The sequence below is a fragment of the Streptomyces boncukensis genome (assembly GCF_011045075.1).
Classification (GTDB): Bacteria; Actinomycetota; Actinomycetes; order Streptomycetales; family Streptomycetaceae; genus Streptomyces; species Streptomyces boncukensis.
In genome coordinates this window covers 1-3,452 of the sequence record NZ_JAAKZZ010000663.1, presented here as the reverse complement: position 1 = coordinate 3,452, position 3,452 = coordinate 1, and the positions used below count along the sequence as shown (strand labels likewise).

The following is a 3,452-nucleotide window of genomic DNA, read 5'->3' as shown; positions in this document are numbered from 1 at the left end:
TCTCGACCCCGTGGCCCGCCGGGGGCATCGCGGCGGGGCCCCGGCGGGCCACGGGGTCGAGAAGGGCCTGGTAGGGGCCCACCGCTTCCTTGCCGATGCTCCGCAGCGCGGCCCACATGGTGACCTGGTTCGCGGAGAGCACGGGCATCCGCAGCTCCGCCTCCAGCTGTGGGATGACGTCGTAGGTGGGCAGGTTGGTGCAGCTGATGAAGAGCGCGTCCGGGCCGCCGGCGACCGCTTCCCTGGCCATGTCGACCACGTCGCGGTAGGGCACGCGCCAGATCTCCCGGGTCAGACCGAGGTAGCTGCGGCCGGTGATCTCGATGCCCGCCTCGCCGAGGAACTCCTCCAGCGAGTCGGTGACGGACTTGGTGTAGGGCGTGACGAGGGCGATGCGCCGGGCGTCGATCTCCCGCAGCGCCTCGGTCAGGGCGCCCGACGTGGTGAGCGCGGGCACCTCTCCGGCCTGGGTCATGGCCGCGGCCATCGCCCGCTCGCCGGCCGAGCCGCCGACGAAGCTGCCGGAGGTGCAGGCGTAGGCCACGACCTCCGGGGCCACGGCGCACAGCGCCCGTACCGCCTCGCGCAGCGTCTCGTGCTCGCTGACCAGGCGGGCGAGGTCGAGGCTGACCTCAACGGGCACAAAAGGGGTTCGCGTCATGTGCAGGGACACGTCGTCCGGCACCCAACGCCAGAGCTCTCGGTCGAGAGCGAAGTCGAACGGAGCGACGATTCCGACGCCACGCTGTGGCTGCGGTCCACCGAGGAAGGAGACGTCCATTTTCGGGCCCCAAAAGAACGGAGGGGTGGCTCATGGCATGGCCAGATGGCCCCTGAGTCAGACGGAGGTCAGAGGAAATTGCTAAGCCGGTCAGAAGCCGGGACGCCGGGACAGATGTCTTTGTTGACGAAGGTAGTTTCTGCTCCCTACCGTGGTCAATCCTCGGCCGATCACCGTATCCGTGGGGCCGATCCGCCGCCGTCGCACGTGTCCCGCCCTGCCCGTCCCGCACGTCTCCAGCGCCGCACAGTCAACCGTCCCCACGTTTCGAAATGGTTTCCTGCCAATGTCCGGAACATGCGTCCTTGTCCTCGATGCAGAGCCGCTGCCGCCGCTCGACCGGCTCCGGGGGCGTGCCCGCGTCGTGCACGCCGACGAGCAGTCGCTCGCCGGGCAACTCCCGGCGGCGGACGTGCTGTTGGTCTGGGACTTCCTGTCCACCGCGGTGCGCGAGGCATGGCCCGGCGACGGGCCCAGGCCGCGCTGGGTGCACACCCCGAGCGCCGGGGTGGACAAGCTGCTCCCCGAGCTGGCCGAGGACGGCCGGGACACCGTCCTGACGAATGCGCGGGGCGTCTTTGACCAGCCCATTGCCGAATATGTGAGCGGACTGGTACTCGCCATGGCCAAGGATTTCCACGGCAGCTGGGAATGGCAGCGCCAGCGGCAGTGGCGGCACCGGGAGACAATTCGGGTGGGCGGCACCCGCGCGGTGGTGGTGGGATCGGGGCCGATCGGGCGGGCAATTGGCCGCACCCTGCTGGCACTGGGTGTCACTGTCGAGCTCATCGGCCGCACCCGGCGCGAGAGCGATCCGGAATTCGGACAGGTGTATGCGGCCGGCGAACTGGACGGGCTGCTGGGTTCCGCCGACTGGGTGGTGTGCGTGGCCCCGCTCACCGAGGAGTCCCGGGGGCTCTTCGACGCCCGGACGTTCGCGCGTATGAAGCCCGGGGCCCACTTCATCAACGTCGGCCGGGGGCAGCACGTCGTCGAGGACGACCTGGTGGAGGCGCTGGTGGCGCACCGGATCCGGGGCGCGGCGCTGGACGTCTTCGACCGGGAGCCGCTGCCCGCCGACAGCCGGCTGTGGGACGTCCCCGGGCTGTTCGTCTCCCCCCATATGAGCGGGGACACGGTCGGCTGGCGGGACGATCTCGCCGAGCAGTTCCTCGACAACTTCGACCGCTGGGAGGCGGGCGAGCCGCTGCGGAATGTCGTCGACAAGCACCTTGGCTACGTACCGTCCAAGCCTGCTGGTCCAGCACGTTGATCCCGTCCGCCTCGGACTTCGTCTTCGGCACCGATGGGGGTACCCCCTGCTCGAGCGAAGCCGAGAGCTTGGGGGAGGCTGGTCGCGCAGTTCCCCGCGCCCCTTCGGGGCGCAACCCCGTTCGCTTCTCACCCTGCTCATCGGGAGGTCTCAGTTGTCCGATCTCACAGCGCTCAGCGCGGCCCGGCTCGTCAGCGGATACGAGAACGGGGACTTCAGCCCCGTCGAGGTGACCCGCGCCGCGCTGGAGCGGGCCGCCGAGGTGGACCCGCGGCTGAACGCTTTCGTCCGGATCGACGCCGACGGCGCACTGGAGCGGGCGGCGGAGTCGGCCGCGCGCTGGCAGCGCGGCGAGCCCGCGGGCCCGCTGGACGGGGTACCGGTCACGGTGAAGGACATCCTGCTCCAGCGCGGCGCGCCCACCTACCGGGGCTCGTGGGCCGTGGGCGATGAGGGCCCCTGGGAGGAGGACGCCCCGGCGGTGGCCCGGCTGCGGGAGAGCGGCGCCGTCTTCCTGGGCAAGACCACCACGCCGGAGTTCGGCTGGAAGGGCGTGACGGACAGCCCGCGGCACGGCGCGACCGGCAACCCGTACGACCCGGCGCGTACGGCGGGCGGCTCCAGCGGCGGCAGCGCGGCGGCCGTCGCGGCCGGCGCGGGCCCGCTGTCGCTGGGCACGGACGGCGGCGGGTCGGTGCGGATCCCGGCGGCGTTCTGCGGCATCTTCGCGCTGAAGCCCACCTACGGGCGGGTGCCGATCTACCCGGCGAGCGCCTTCGGCACCCTGGCCCACGTCGGGCCCATGACCCGGGACGCGGCCGACGCGGCGCTGCTCATGGATGTGATCACGGGGCCGGACGCGCGCGACTGGTCGCAGCTCGGCCCGCCGGAGCACAGCTTCCGCGGCGCGCTGGCGCGCGGCACCGAGGCGGTGCGCGGACTGCGCGTGGCCTTCTCCCCCGACTTCGGCGGGCGGGTGCCGGTGGACCCGGATGTGGCGGCCGCCGTCCGGCGCGCCGTGGCGCTGCTCGCGGAGCTGGGCGCGCGGGTGGAGGAGACGGATCCGGGCTTCGCGGACCCCGTCGACGCCTTCCACACCCTCTGGTTCACCGGGGCCGCGCGGGTGACCCAGCACTTCACCCCGCAGCAGCGCGAGCGGCTGGACCCGGGGCTGCGGGAGATCTGCGAGGACGGCGCGGCACGCAGTGCGCTGGACTACCTCGCCGCGGTCGATGAGCGGATGGCGCTGGGCAGGCGGATGGGTGCCTTCCTGAGCGGCAGCGAGGGAAGCGACAAGCACAGCCTGAGCGGCAGCGAAGGAAGCGGCCAGCACGGCCACGGTGGGTACGACCTGCTGGTGACGCCCTCGATGCCGGGGACCGCCTTCGGGGTGGGGCG

At 72.2% G+C, this 3,452-nt stretch carries 3 protein-coding genes; 2 read left to right on the top strand and 1 reads right to left on the bottom strand.

Going from position 1 to position 3,452, the window contains the following annotated elements; genetic code table 11:
* On the bottom strand, positions 1–781 hold a 781-nt coding region (locus tag G5C65_RS33900; protein ID WP_165302896.1), incomplete at its 3' end, for a maleate cis-trans isomerase family protein.
* A 286-nt stretch (positions 782–1,067) separates the two neighbouring features.
* Here G5C65_RS33900 and G5C65_RS33895 point away from each other — a divergent pair.
* Together G5C65_RS33895 and G5C65_RS33890 are read left to right on the top strand one after the other, a co-directional pair.
* Positions 1,068–2,054, top strand: coding sequence for a D-2-hydroxyacid dehydrogenase (locus G5C65_RS33895; protein ID WP_165302895.1), 987 nt, complete (start codon positions 1,068–1,070; stop codon positions 2,052–2,054).
* Between the two features lie 154 nt (positions 2,055–2,208).
* Positions 2,209–3,452: amidase (locus G5C65_RS33890; RefSeq protein WP_165302894.1), on the top strand; the 1,244-nt coding region annotated here is incomplete at its 3' end.